The sequence below is a fragment of the Kitasatospora sp. NPDC004615 genome, from assembly GCF_042873545.1.
GTDB lineage: Bacteria > Actinomycetota > Actinomycetes > Streptomycetales > Streptomycetaceae > Kitasatospora.
This window is the reverse complement of record NZ_JBIALQ010000015.1, coordinates 79,018-91,809: the sequence shown is the minus strand read 5'-3', so window position 1 is coordinate 91,809 and position 12,792 is coordinate 79,018. Positions and strand designations below refer to the sequence as shown.

The 12,792-nt window shown below is 74.6% G+C and carries 6 protein-coding genes; all 6 read left to right on the top strand.

Features of this window, described 5'->3' with window-relative positions; translation table 11 throughout:
- Positions 1 to 446 precede the first annotated feature (446 nt).
- The 6 genes from ACFYS8_RS34715 (at position 447) to ACFYS8_RS34690 (ending at position 12,543) form a co-directional block, all read left to right on the top strand.
- Positions 447 to 1,166: a thioesterase II family protein gene (locus tag ACFYS8_RS34715; RefSeq protein WP_387649138.1), complete on the top strand. Its 720-nt coding sequence runs from the start codon at positions 447 to 449 to the stop codon at positions 1,164 to 1,166.
- Positions 1,163 to 4,234: a condensation domain-containing protein gene (locus ACFYS8_RS34710; protein WP_387649136.1), complete on the top strand. Its 3,072-nt coding sequence runs from the start codon at positions 1,163 to 1,165 to the stop codon at positions 4,232 to 4,234. The genes ACFYS8_RS34715 and ACFYS8_RS34710 overlap by 4 nt, the downstream gene beginning before the upstream one ends.
- A gap of 52 nt (positions 4,235 to 4,286) precedes the next feature.
- Positions 4,287 to 4,487, top strand: a complete 201-nt coding sequence (locus ACFYS8_RS34705) for an MbtH family protein (RefSeq protein WP_387649134.1) — start codon at positions 4,287 to 4,289, stop codon at positions 4,485 to 4,487.
- Positions 4,488 to 4,556: 69 nt separating this feature from the next.
- Positions 4,557 to 9,017, top strand: a complete 4,461-nt coding sequence (locus ACFYS8_RS34700; RefSeq protein WP_387649133.1) for an amino acid adenylation domain-containing protein — start codon at positions 4,557 to 4,559, stop codon at positions 9,015 to 9,017.
- Positions 9,014 to 10,018 (top strand): guanitoxin biosynthesis L-enduracididine beta-hydroxylase GntD, encoded by a 1,005-nt coding sequence (gene gntD / locus ACFYS8_RS34695; protein ID WP_387649130.1) that lies wholly within the window; start codon positions 9,014 to 9,016, stop codon positions 10,016 to 10,018. The genes ACFYS8_RS34700 and gntD overlap by 4 nt, the downstream gene beginning before the upstream one ends.
- 44 nt (positions 10,019 to 10,062) lie before the next feature.
- Entirely contained in the window at positions 10,063 to 12,543 is a 2,481-nt protein-coding gene (locus ACFYS8_RS34690) for an amino acid adenylation domain-containing protein (protein ID WP_387649127.1), read from the top strand.
- The last annotated feature ends 249 nt before the right edge of the window (positions 12,544 to 12,792 follow it).

Here is a 12,792-nt window from a genome sequence, read left to right as displayed (position 1 = left end):
CTCTCCATTTCCCTGGTCCGGCCGGTCGTTCGGCATTCCGGTGGGTACGGCTGCGGGCTGCACCGGCGGCCAAGAGAAATTAAAGATGTTCGGTCTCTCAGCCAGGTCTCACTTCCTTATCCGCCGCCTCTCACGCCGAACGGTTGTCATTGACGGGCCCTGCGGCATAAATGGTAGGTATTGAGGGCCGCGCGGTGGCCGGGCCGGATTCGACGGTCCGGCGGAGTGCCGCCGGCGCTTTTCCGCGGCCGCTTTTCCGGGCCGTACCGTTCCAGGCCCCGCCGGCCCGAAGCATGCCGGTCAAGCCCGCCGTTCCCACGGCCCGCCGTTTCTTCGAAGTTCTCCGAGTTCCGCCGTCCCCGAGGGAGGTACGGGTGCGCCCGGTCCGACCAAGTTCCAGCTGGTTCACGTCGTTCGGCGCGCCGGCCGATCCGGAGTGCGAAGTGGTGTGCTTCCCGCATGCCGGCGGGGCGTCGGCGCTGTTCCGGAACTGGCAGCGGCACACGGCGGCGCTGGCCGTCACGGCCGCGCGCCTGCCGGGCCGGGAGGGGCGGCTCGGGGAGCCGCCGCTGCGGGAGATGTCGGCGCTGGTCGACGGCGCGGTGGCGGGCCTGCGGGCGCCGCGCACCGGGCGGCGGTACGCGCTGTACGGGCACAGCATGGGCGCCCTGGTGGCGTTCGAGCTGGTGCGGCGGGTGCGGGAGCTCGGGCTGCCGCTGCCGGTGGCGCTGTTCGTCTCGGGCCGGGACGCCCCGCAGTACGGCGACGCGGAGCAGGTGCACCGGCTGCCGGACGGCGAGCTGCTCGACCGGCTGCGGGAGTGGGACGGCATGGAGTCCCAGGAGCTGCCGCAGTACGACGAGTTGGTGCGGCTGATGCTGCCGACGATCCGGGCGGACCTGACGCTGGCGGAGACGTACCGGTATGTGCCGGGGCCGCCGTTGCCGGTGCCGATCCGGGTGTTGCGCGGCTCGCACGATCCGCTGGTGCGGCCGGGGAACGCCGGCTGGGACCGGCAGTCCTCGGTGGACTGCGCGGTGCGGGAGTTCACCGGCGGTCATTTCTTCGTGCAGGACCACGAGAGGAGCGTCGTGGAGTTCGTGGAGACCTCGCTCGCCGGGTTGCCGGTGCGGGAGCCGGCCAGGAAGGGGAGCGGGGCCCGATGAGCAGTTCGTCCTATGTCGGCGGCGTCGGCGGCGGGGAGGCCCGCGACTACGGCGACCACTTCGTGCTGCCGGCCGCGCCCGCCCAGCGGAGTCTGTGGTTCGTGTGCCAGCTCGATCCGTCGAGCAACGCCGCGTACAACGTGTGCAGTGCGGTGCGGCTGGTCGGTGAGCTGGATGTGGTGCTGCTCCAGCGGGCCGTCAACGCGGTGGTGGCGCGGCACGAGAGTCTGCGCACCGGTGTCGGTCTGGTCGACGGGGATCCGCGCCAGGTGGTGCTGCCGGAGGCGCTGGTGCCGCTGCCGGTGGTGGACTGCTCGGGGCTGCCGGAGGACGGGGCGCGGGCCCGGGTGACGGTCCTGGCCCGGGAGCAGGCGGCGATGCCGTTCGCGCTGGACGCCCCGCCGCTGCTGCGCCTGGTGCTGGTGAAGGAGTCGGAGCGCCGGCACACGCTGCTGGTGACGATTCATCACCTGGTGTGCGACAGCTGGTCGATGGACGTGTTCTACGCCGATCTCGCCGCCGCCTACCGCGGTCTGTGTGCGGGCGGCGACGCCGGTCTGGTCGAGCCGCCGGTGCAGTACGCGGACTATGTCGGCTGGCTGGAGCGGCAGTTGACCGGGGAGCGGATGGAGAGTCTGCTCGAGTACTGGCGCACCGCGCTGGCCGGGACGGCCCCGCTGGAGCTGCCCGTGGACCGTCCGCGCGAGCAGCGCGGCGGTGCCGGCGGCCGGTTGGAGGAGCGGCTGGACGCGGCGACGGTGGCCGGTCTGGAGGGGCTGGCGAAGGATTCCGGCGGGACGCTGTTCATGACCCTGCTGACCGGGTTCATGGCCGCGCTGTCCCGGGTGACCGGTCAGGAGGACGTCGCGGTGGGCACGCCGGTCGCGGGCCGCCACCACCCGGATGCCGAGCAGCTGGTCGGTTTCTTCGCCAACACGCTGGTGCTGCGCGCCCGCCTGGCGCCGCACCAGGGGTTCGCGCGGGCCGCCGAGGTGGTCCGGGACGCCTGTGTCGGCGCGTTCTCGCACGACCGGATGCCGTTCGACCGGCTGGTGCAGGAGGTGCGGCGGGCGGGTGCGCTCGACCGCAACCCGCTGTTCGACGTGATGTTCTCGATGCCGGGCCCGCCCGCGCCGGGCGCCGAACTGGCGGGCCTGACCATGACGCAGGTCGAACTGCCCGTCACCGCCGCCAAGTTCGACCTGTGGCTGACGGTGCTGCCGGACGGCGACGGGCTGCGCCTGCAGCTCGACTACGACCGGGGCCTGTACGACGAGCCGACCGCGGCCGGCGTCCTGGAGCTGTACCGCCGGATCCTGCTGGAGGCGCTGGCCGCGCCGGGCACCCCGGTCGGCGCGCTGCCGGCCGGCCCGTCCGGCGGCCCGGGGTCGGTCCCGACCGCCGCGCCCGCCGATGGCTGTACGGTCCCGCAGCTGCTGGACGTCCGGGGCGCGGACGACGTGGTGCTGTCCTCGGCGGACGCCGTGCTCACCCTGGGCGAGCTGCGCGAGTGGTCGGCCGCGCTGGCCCGGCGGCTGCGCGCCGAGGGGATCGCCGGGCCGGGCGTGCGGGTGACGACGCCGCCGGTGCCGTCGGCGGGGCTGCTCGCCGTCGTCCTCGCGGTGTTCGAGGTGGGCGCGTCGGTCGGGTACGGCCAGCGGCACGACCGGGCGGGCGCGTTCGTCCGGCGGGCCGAGGACGAGCCGGGCGGCTGGCTGATCACCACCGGCCCGCGCTTCGACCCGGCCACCCCCGCCGTCCCGGGCCCCGACGACCCGGCGTGGCAGCCCGCCGACGGCGGCCCCGCGCTGACCCACCGGGCGCTGGTCGCCGGGCTGACGGCCGTCGCCGAACGGCTCGGGGTGACCGCGGACGACGACGTCCTGCTGCTCGACGGCGGCACGCCGCCCTCCCCCGTGCACCTGCTGATGCCGCTGGTGCACGCGCGGAGCCTGATGCTGTCCGGGCTCGACCCGGCGCCGGCCGGGCCGCCCTCGGCCTTCGTCCTGGCCGACCCGCCGACCTGGCGCCGGGCGCTCACCGATGGCTGGGCGCCGCCCGCCGGGACCAGGCTGGTGTGCGTGGGCGAGGTCCTCGAGCCCGACCTGGTCGACATGCTCGCCCGCACCGGCCTCCCGGTGGTGCTGGGCCGCCCCGCCCCCGCGCCGCTGGCCGTCCCGCCCGCGCTGGCGCCGCTGGACGCGTGGCGCGGCAGGCGCCTCGGGCCGCCGCTGCCGGGCACCGCCCACCTGCTGCTGGACGCCCTGGGCGGGCCGGTGCCGGACGGCGTGGTCGGCGAACTGCACCTGGCCACCGCCGCCGGGCCCGGGGTGCCGGTCGGGCTGCGCTGCCGGCGGACCCGGGACGGCGCGCTGGAGGTGGTCGGCCCGGGCGCCGGGTGGCTTTCGGTCGGCGACCGGGGGGTCCGCGCGGCGGAGGTCGAGCAGGCGCTGCGGGCCGTGCCGGGCGTGCGGGACGCGGCGGTCACCACCGACGCCGACCGCCGTCTGATCGCCTGGCTGGTCCCGGACCCGACCGTCCCCGCGGGCACCGAGCGCGAGCGCGACGCGTTCGCGGCCATGGTGCGCGCCCGCGCCGGAACAGCTCTGCCCGGGTCCGCCGCGCGGGCCGTGCTGGGCGTCCTGGACGCGCTGCCGACGGCCCCCGACGGCACGCCGGACCGCGGCGCGCTGCCGCCGCCGCCCGCACAGGTGCCGAGCGGCCCCGTCGAGAAGACCCCGCCGCGCAACGGGGAGGAGCGCCGCACCCTGGCGATCTTCCAGGAGGTGCTGGGCCGGCCCGCGGTCGGCGTGCACGACGACTTCTTCGGCCTCGGCGGGTACTCGCTGCTCGCCGCGAAGCTGCTGAGCCGGGTGCGCGCCGAGTTCGGCATCCAGGTGCCGGTGCGCGACTTCTTCCGCCGCCCGACCCCGGCCGGGCTGGCCGAGGCCCTGGCGGAGCTGGAACGCGCCCGCGACCGGCGGCCCACCTCGGACCAGGCGGTGCTGGCCCAGCTGGCCGACATGTCCGACGAGGAGATCGACCAGCTCTTGCGCCACCTGAACTGAACCACCTCATACCGGAACCACCACCGGAACCCACCACCACGAGGAGCCAGCGATGGGAATCGACGACGCCGACACGGTCTTCCAGGTCGTCACCAACGAACAGGACCAGTACTCGATCTGGTTCGCCGACCGCGCCCTGCCCGCGGGCTGGGCCACCACCGGAACGACCGGGACCAAGCAGGAGTGCCTCAAGCACATCGAGCGGGTCTGGACGGACATGCGGCCGCGGTCGGTCCGCGAACGCTCCGCCTGACCACCGCCGGCAGCGCCACCGACCGGTCACCGACAGCGCCACCGACACCGAGGACGGGAGTCCCCCCACATGAGCACACACGACGGCACCGCCGCCCTGACGCCCGACGAGAAGCGCGCGGTCCTGGCCGGCCTGCTCGACGGCTCGGCCAACGCCTTCACCAGCAACCTGACCCTGGAGCAGCGCCGGCTGTGGCTGCTCGTCCAGCTCGACGAGAAGCGCCCCTGGCAGACCAGTGACGCCGTCCGGCTCACCGGCCGGACCGACCCGGCGGTGCTGCAGCAGGCGCTCGCGGCCGCCGTCCAGCACCACGCGGTGCTGCGCACCACCTTCCGCACGGTGGACGGCAACCCGCTGGCGACCGTCAAGCCGGTGGCCTCGCTGCGCCTGCCGGTGGTCGAGCTCGACCCGGAGCGGCTCGACGAGGAGCTGGCCCGGGTCGCGGCCGCCGAGAGCCGCCGCCGCTTCGACCTGGCGCAGGGCCCGCTGGTGCGGGCCAGCCTGCTGCGGCTCGGCGCCGAGGACCACGTCCTGCTGCTGACCGTCCACCAGCTGGTCGCCGACCGCCCGTCGGTGCGCCGGCTCACCGACGAGGTGCTGACCCGGTACGCGGCGCTGCTGGACGGCGCCGACGCTCCGGCCACCGCCGCCGCCGTCGACCTGCCCGCCGTGTTCGCGGCCCAGCGTGCCTGGCTGGAGAGCGACGACGCCGAGAAGGACATCGAGTTCTGGCGGGCCCGGACGGCCGCGCTGACCACGCTGGAGCTGCCCACCGACCGGCCGCGCCCGCCGGTGAAGACCATCGAGGCCGACGCGGTGTCGGTGCCGGTGCCGGCCGCCCTGCACACCGTGCTGGGCGACTTCGCCGCCACGACCGGCACCACCCTGCCGGAGCTGCTGCTCAGCGGGTACGTGACGGCGCTCGCCCGGCACGCCCAGCAGCAGGACTTCGCCGTCGGTGTGCCGGTGCCGCCGGCCTGGCAGGACAGTGACGGCGGCCTGGTCGGGCCGCTGGAGAACACCCTGCCGCTGCGTTTCGAGCTGGAGGCCGGCGAGTCGCTGACCGGCCTGCTGCGCCGGTCCGAGTCGGTGCTGGCGGAGGCGCTGGTGCACGCCAGGCTGCCGTTCGAGCAGATCGTCGAGGCGGCCCGGCCGACCCGCGACCTGAGCCACACCCCGCTGTTCCAGGTGCTGTTCGGCTTCGAGGAGCAGTGGGCTTCGCGCGAGCTGCCCGGCGCGGTCGCCCGCCCGCTCGACCTGCCGACCACCTGGACGCCGCACGACATCGACCTGTACGCGGTGCGCAGGGACGGCGAGTTGACGCTGCGCGCGCAGTTCAACACCGCGCTGTTCGACCGCGACACCGTCACCCGGCTGCTGGAGCGCACCCTGCTGCTCCTGGAGTCGGCGCTCGCCGAGCCCGACCGCCCGCTCGCGGACTTCCCGCTGCTGAGCCGGGAGGAGCGCGACCACCTGGCCGCCTGGAACGCCACCCGTACCGAGCACGACGCCCCGCAGCTGCTGCACGAGCTGGTGGAGCAGGCCGCCGCCGCCCACCCGGACGCGGTCGCGCTCACCTCCAGCACCGCGGAACTCTCCTACGCCTCGCTGGACCTGCGCGCCGAGGCGCTGGCCGCCGAGCTCACCGCGCAGGGCGTCGGGGTGGAGACCCCGGTCGGTGTGCTCGCCGACCGCTCGGTGCACACCATGGTCGCCCTGCTGGGCGTGCTGAAGGCCGGCGCCGCGTACGTCCCGCTCGACCCGTCGTACCCGGCGGACCGGATCGCGACCATCGCCACGGACGCCGGGATCGGCCTGGTCACCGGTGACGCGGAGGCGCTCGCCGCGCTGGCGGCGAAGGTGCCCGCGCTGCGCACGCTGCCCGTCCCGACCGCCGACCCGGCGGGCCCGGTCACCCGGCCCGCCGTGCGCCCGGCCCCCGACAGCCTGGCGTACGTCATCTACACCTCGGGCTCCACGGGCCGCCCCAAGGGCGTGGCCGTCGAGCACCGGCAGATCGTGCACTCCACCCTGGCCCGCTCCGCCTGCGAGGGCCCGGGCCTGCCCGAGCGCTACCTGGTGCTCGCGCCGTTCACCTTCGACGCCTCCGGCGGCGGCCTGTACTGGACGCTGCGCCGCGGCGGGACGGTCGTGGTGCCGAACGAGGCCGAGGTGCTCGACCCGCGGCTGCTCGGCGCGCTGATCCAGGACAAGCAGGTCACCCACGTCGACGGCGTGCCCTCGCAGTACTCGGTGCTGCTGGAGTCCGCGCCGGAGGCGTTCGCGTCGGTGCGCACCACCGTGCTGGCCGGCGAGGTGCTGCCGCCCGGACTGGTCGGGGAGCACTTCCGCCGCTCGCCCGGCGTCGCGCTGTTCAACGAGTACGGCCCGACCGAGGCGACCGTCTGGGCGTCGGTGCACCCGGTGACCGCGAAGGACGGCGAGAGCGGCCGGGTGCCGATCGGCCGGCCCATCCCGAACACCCGGATCCACCTGCTGGACAAGCGCCTCAACCCGGTGCCGCCCGGCGTGCCCGGCGAGCTGTGGATCGGCGGCGACGGCGTGGTGCGCGGCTACGTCAACCGCCCCGGCATGACGGCGGCGGCCTTCCTGCCCGACCCGTTCTCCGAGCAGCCCGGTGCCCGCCTGTACCGCACCGGTGACCTCGCCCGTTACCGGGCGGACGGCACCATCGAGTTCCTCGGCCGGGCCGACACCCAGGTGAAGATCCGCGGCTTCCGGATCGAGCTCTCCGAGATCGAGAACGTCCTGCTGCGCCACCCGCTGGTCGCCGAGACCGCGGTGATCGCGCGGGAGGACCAGCCGGGCGTGCCGCGGCTGGTGGCGTACGCGGTGCCCGTGGTCGGCCGGGTGCTGACCAAGGAGGCGCTGGTCAAGCACGTGCTGGCGCAGGTGCCGGACTACATGGTGCCGAGCGCGTTCGTCACGCTGGAGAAGATGCCGCTCACCCGCAACGGCAAGATCGACACCGCCGCGCTGCCCGCGCCGGACCTCGGCACCGAGGACTTCGTCGAGCCGGGCAGCGAGCTCGAGGCGGAGATCGCCGAGACGTTCTGCGCGCTGCTCGGGCTGTCCCAGATCAGCGCCACCGCGGACTTCTTCGAGCTCGGCGGCAACTCGCTGCTGGTGGCGCGGCTGACCGCGCAGCTGTCCCGCGAGCACGACGTGACCCTGCCGGTCGAGCAGATCTTCCGGGTGCCCACCGTGGCCGGCATCGCGCAGGCCATCGAGGAGGACCGCCGCCAGCGCGACAACATCGACAGCGAGGTGCTGTACGCGCAGCAGCTCGCCGAGCTGCACGCGGAGATCACGCTGCCCGAGGAGATCGCCCCCGGCGACCTCCCGCACGCGGAGTGGTTCGCGCCCCGGCACGTCCTGGTCACCGGTGCCACCGGCTACCTGGGCGCGTTCCTCGCCGTGGAGCTGATCCTGCGCACCGAGGCCACCGTGCACTGCCTGATCCGCGCCGAGAACGAGGACGCGGCCTGGGAGCGGATGGAGCAGACCCTGCGCACCTACTCCGCGTGGGACGAGTCCTACCGTTCCCGGATGCGGATGGTCGTCGGTGACCTCGCCAAGCCCCGGCTCGGCCTGGACCAGCACGAGTTCGCGGCCTACGCGGGCCTGCTCGACGCGATCTACCACAGCGGCGCGGTGGTCAACTTCACCTACCCGTACGAGGCGGCGCGTCCGGCCAACGTCGAGGGCACCAAGGAGGTGCTGCGGCTCGCCACCACCACGACGCTCAAGTCCGTCCACTTCGTCTCCAGCGTGGACGTGTTCATGGGCACCGGCGCCGAGCGTCCGTTCACCGAGGAGGACCTGGACGGCCGGCCGATCCGCATCCCGACCGGCTACCCGCGCAGCAAGTGGCTCGCCGAGAAGATCGTCTACCTGGCGCGCGACCGCGGCATCCCGGTCACCGTCCAGCGCCCGTGGATGATCACCGGCCACACCCAGACCGGCGCCTCGCACCACACCGACTACCTGTACGTGTACCTGCGGGGCTTCCTCGACCTGGGCGTCCTGCCGCTCTACAACGACGTCATCAACGCCGTGCCCGTGGACTTCACGGCGCAGGCCATCGTCTACACCTCGCTGCGGGCGGAGAACTTCGGCAAGAACTTCAACATCACCAACCCGGCGCCCACCACCATGACCCAGTGCTACCAGTGGCTGCGGTCCTTCGGCTACGACCTCAACGTCGTCGACGAGGAGGACGCCCGCCAGCGGGCGCTGGGCGTCGACGAGGACCACATCCTGTTCCCGATGACGCCGCTGCTGCGGGTCGCCTCGATGCGGCACGCCGCGCTCGACCCGGAGCTGCAGAAGCAGATCAACCCGCAGGACGAGTGCCGGGTGCTCACCGAGGCGCTGGAGGGCTCCGGCATCGCCTGCCCGCCGGTCAACGAGGAGTGGGCGCACGACTGCTTCCGCTTCCTGGTCGAGGGCGGCTACCTGCCCGCGCCCGAGGACGTGGTGGTGCCGCCGGCGAGTGAGCGCCCGTGATCCGCCGCCTGGACATCGCTCCGGCCGACGGCGCGGCGCTCGCCACGCTCAGCCGGTCCGTGCTGCACGAGTACGGGTCCAGTACCGCTCCAGCCCTGCTCGACGACCTGCCCGCGCTGGCGCAGCAGTTGCCGGCGCGGCTGGTCCGGGAGCTGCGGGCGTTCCGGACCGCCGAGTCGGCGTCGGCGCTGGTGGTGCGCGGGCTCAAGGTGGACAACACCTCGATCGGCCCGACGCCGCTGGACTGGCGCGAGACGGAGCGGCCGGCCGCGGTCGCCGCGCACGAGGTGTTCCTGGTGCTCGCCACCGCGCACCTCGGCGACATCTTCGGCTGGTCGACCCTGCAGGACGGCCGCCTGGTCCACGACGTGCTGCCGATCCCGCAGCACGAGAAGGACCAGAGCGGGCACGGGACGGTGGAGCTGGCCTGGCACACCGAGGACGGCTTCCACCCGTACCGCTGCGACTACCTGCTGCTGCTCGGACTGCGCAACCACGACGCGGTGCCGACCGTGGTGTCCGGGATCGAGGACGTGGAGCTGACGCCGCGCCACCGCGCGGTGCTGGCCGAACGGCGGTTCCTCATCCGCCCGGACACCGAGCACCTCAAGTACGCGCGGTCGCTCACCGAGAGCACCGGGCGGCTCCACCCGATCCAGCGGATGGAGGAGGACCCGGAGCCGTGCGCCGTGCTGTTCGGCGACCCGGACCGCCCGTACCTGCGGGTGGACCCGGCGTTCATGTCGCCGGTGCCGGGCGACCGGGAGGCGGCGGCGGCGCTCACCGCGCTGACCGGCGAACTGGAACGGCACCTGGTCGGGGTCGCGCTGGGCGCCGGGGACCTGCTGGTGGTCGACAACTACCGGGCGGTGCACGGGCGCAGCGCGTTCGAGGCGCGCTTCGACGGCACCGACCGGTGGCTGAAGAAGGCGGTCGTCACGCGGGACCTCCGCAAGTCCCGCGACCACCGGAACGCTCCCGAGGAGCGCATCCTGCGGTGACGGCGGCCCGACCCCGCTGAATCCCCTCACGATCAGGAGGAACCGTGTCCGACCACCCCGCCCTCGCCATCGGCACGTGGCTCGTCACCGGCCCGCCGGACGTCCGCGCCCTGCGGGCCCGGATCGCCGGGCTGCGGCCGCCGGTGCGGCTCACCGTGCACGACCCGGCGGCGGGCGGGGAGACGGACGCGTGGGGCGAGCTCGTCCGCGACGAGCTCGCCGCCTCCCGCGCGGACGACGGCGAGGCCCGGGTGCTGCTGGCCCGGCTCGCCGCGGACCGGTTCCTCCTGATCGTGGTCGCTCCGGAGCCGGAGCGGTTGCTGCGATGGCTGCTGGACCCGTCCGAGACGGCGGCTCCGGAGCTGGCAGCTGCCGATCCGGCCGGGTTCGGTGAACTTCCCACCGTCCTGCGCACTGGTTCCGCGCCCTCCGGGTACGCGGCGACCGTGCACGTCGAAGCGGGACACCTCGCGTCCCGGCTGCGGGCCGCCGGGGTGTCCGCCGAGGCGGCGCTGGCCGCCGCCTCGGCGATCCTGCTGGCCCGCTGCGGCGGACCGGCCGAGGCCGACCTGCTGGTCGCGGGCCCGGAGCCGGTGGCCGTGCGGCTGGCGGTGGACGAGGCGGGCTCCGGTTCCGCCGCGCTCCGGGCCGCCGTGCGGGCCGTCGCCGCCGGCACACCGGCCGGACCGGAAACCCGGGCGGCGCTCGCGGTGGCCGCCGCCCCGCGGCGCGTGCCGGCGCGGATCGGCGCGTTCGAGGTGACGCCCGTCCGGGTCGCCGACGGCGTGAGCCGGCACGAGCTGCTGGTGCTGCTCGGCCCCGACGGGCTCGAACTCGACTACGACACCGGCCTGTTCGAGGAGGAGGCGGCGGCGGCGTTCGCCCACCGGCTGCTCGCCGTCCTCGCCGCGCTCCTCGACGACCGTCCGGTGCGCACCGTCACCGGTCTCGCGGAGCGCGAGCACGCCGAGCTCGGCGCCTGGTCGCGCGGCGCGGACCTCCCGTTCGAGGACACCTGTCTGCACACCCTCGTCGGGCGCCACGCGCAGCGGTCCCCGGACGCCGTCGCGGTCGTCTGCGGGGAGCGGGAACTGACGCACCGGGAACTCGACACCCGGGCCGCCCGCCTGGCCGCGCTGCTGCACCGCCACGGCATCGGCCGCGGTTCGCTGGTGGCGCTGATGGCCGGGCGCAGCGCCGATTCGGTGGTCGCGATGCTCGGCGCGCTGAAGGCCGGCGCCGCGTACCTCCCGATCGAGCCGACCCACCCGGCGGAGCGTATCCGCCACATCCTGCGCGACTCCGGCGCCCTGGCGCTGATCGCGGACGAACCCCCTGGCTTCGACCTGCCGGTGCCGCTGCTCCGCCCGGCCGACGCCGCCGGGCTTCCGGCCCGTTCCCCGCTGGTGCGGGTGACGCCGGACGACACCGCGTACGTCATCTACACCTCCGGTTCGACCGGCGCGCCGAAGGGCATCGCCGTCCACCACGGGGCGATCGTCGCCTCCACGGCCGCCCGGGCCGCGGCCGGTCCGGCTCCCGGGCGGGATCTGGTGCTGCCGCCGCTGTGCTTCGACGGCGCGGCGGGCGGCATGTTCTGGGCGCTGGCCAACGGCGGCGCGGTCGTGCTGCCGACCGAGACCGAGGCGCACGATCCGCACGCCCTGCGCGGCCTGCTGGAGCGGGCCGCCGTCACCCACGTGCATGCCGTGCCCTCGCACTACCGGATCCTGCTGCAGGTCGCGGACCCGGCGGCGCTGGCCCGCCTGGTGATGGTCGCGGTCGGCGGCGAGCCGCTCACCGCGGACCTGGTGGCCGAGCACCTGCGGTGCTGTCCGGGTGCCCCGCTGTTCAACGACTACGGGCCGACGGAGTGCGCGGTGTGGGCCACCACGCACCGGTGCGGGCCCGCCGAGGCGGCGGGGGCGGCGATCCCGATCGGCCGCCCGGTGCCCAACTACCGCGTCCATGTGCTCGATTCGCAGCTGCGGCCGGTGCCGCCGGGGGTGGCCGGGGAGATCTTCCTCGGCGGCCCGGGGGTGGCTCTCGGTTACCACGGCCGGCCCGCGCTCACCGCGGAGCGGTTCCTGCCGGACCCGTTCGCGCCGGGCCGCCGTCTCTACCGGACCGGGGACCGCGGTCTGTGGTCGCCCACCGGCCGGCTGCTCATCCTCGGGCGGGTCGACCACCAGGTGAAGGTGCGCGGGTACCGGATCGAGCTGGGCGAGGTCGAGTCCGCGGTGGGCCGGCATCCGGCGGTCGCCGAGTGTGCCGTGCGGCTGCACGGGCAGGGCGCGGCGGAGCGGCTGGTGGCGTTCGTGGCCCTGCGGCCCGCGGCGCCGGACGGCGGGGCGTCGGGCGCCGCCGGTGCGGCCGCCCTGCTGCGCCGGGCGCTCGCCGAGTCGCTGCCCGCGCCGATGCGGCCGGACCACATCGTGGTGCTGCCCGCACTGCCCCGGACTCCGGGCGGAAAGATTGACTCACAGGCGCTTCGGGGCATGGCGATCTCCGGCACGCGGAATTGACATCCGACCGATTCGAACAAACGAACAACCAGCGGCGCCGCAGGCAGCTGGAAGGTAAAGTGATGGATCAGGACGAGCAAAGCCGGAGAGCCACGGCCATCGACCTACCCCACGCCAACCTGCTTCATGCAGGGAACCTCACTGATCGTTGACACTACGTCAGTTGACGGAGTCAGGTGCCAACCCGGGTATGGACATGACAGCTTGTCCATTCTAGGATCCCTTTTCGGCCGTGTATCCCACGCACCC